At 33.0% G+C, this 1,037-nt stretch carries 1 protein-coding gene; it reads left to right on the top strand.

The genetic code is table 11. From position 1 onward, the window contains the following. Positions 1-232 precede the first annotated feature (232 nt). On the top strand, positions 233-1,037 hold an 805-nt coding region (locus ACFQ2O_RS21785; RefSeq protein ID WP_377533046.1), incomplete at its 3' end, for a glycosyl transferase.

Raw genomic sequence — 1,037 nt, 5'->3', positions numbered from 1 at the left:
TGAAAGGTTCTTACAGTAAAATTTTAAAAGAAGTCAAACTTCATAAACCATAAAAGTATAGAAACAGTGTTTTACAATTACTTCTTAAATTTGCGTATTAGTTGTTTTTTTAGCCAAACGGTTGAGAAATAAAAATGAGCTTTTCATAGTTCTAAAATTTATGTTTTAGATTTGAATGAACTGAAAACTTATAGCAGAACGATAAATTATAAAATAGTCTATTTCGTTAGAGATGTTAAATTTCTGTACCCTATTCGACTCTAAGTTTCTTCCTTACGGCCTAAACCTGCATGAGTCGCTTCTGAAAAACTGCAAGAGCTTTCACCTTTATATTTTTGCATTTGACGAAAAATGCCTTAAAACACTACAAACTTTAAATTTAAAGCACACTACTGTAATTTCTCTATCAGAATTTGAGGATGAAGAACTTCTAGCTGTAAAGCCAACAAGAACTCCAGCTGAGTACTGCTGGACATGCACCCCATCTGTTGTACTTTATTGTATAAATAATTACAACTTAGAAAACTGCACTTACATAGATTCTGATGTGTACTTTTATGATGATCCTTTAAAGCTTGTAGACGAAATGGGTAGTAATGAAATACTACTAACATTGCACAATTACACTCCAAAGTATGATCAAACTGCACTAAGTGGCAAATTTTGTGTACAGTTCATGACTTTTTTAAATAAAAAAGAAGGAATAAGTGCGTTAAAATGGTGGAGAAACGCTTGTATAGAATGGTGTTATGCCAGAGTAGAGGATGAAAAATTCGGTGATCAAAAATATTTAGACGATTGGGAAACGCGCTTTAACAAAGTACATGTGCTGCAGGCTGAAGGTGGAGCCATTGCACCTTGGAATATACAGCAATACGAATTAAAAAAAGATCAGGAAGTATTATATGTCCTGAAGGATGACAAAAAGGCTCCATTGAACTTCTACCATTTTCATGGTTTGCGCTTCTTATCAGAACAAAAAGTAAACCTTTGTGAATACAAACTTTCTTCAGATGTAGTAAAATTGGTGTATAGGC

It is taken from the genome of Pontibacter rugosus (assembly GCF_042678745.1).
GTDB classification, from domain to species: Bacteria; Bacteroidota; Bacteroidia; order Cytophagales; family Hymenobacteraceae; genus Pontibacter; species Pontibacter rugosus.
Note: the sequence above shows the minus strand (reverse complement) of the source record. Positions and strands in the feature narration are given on the sequence as shown.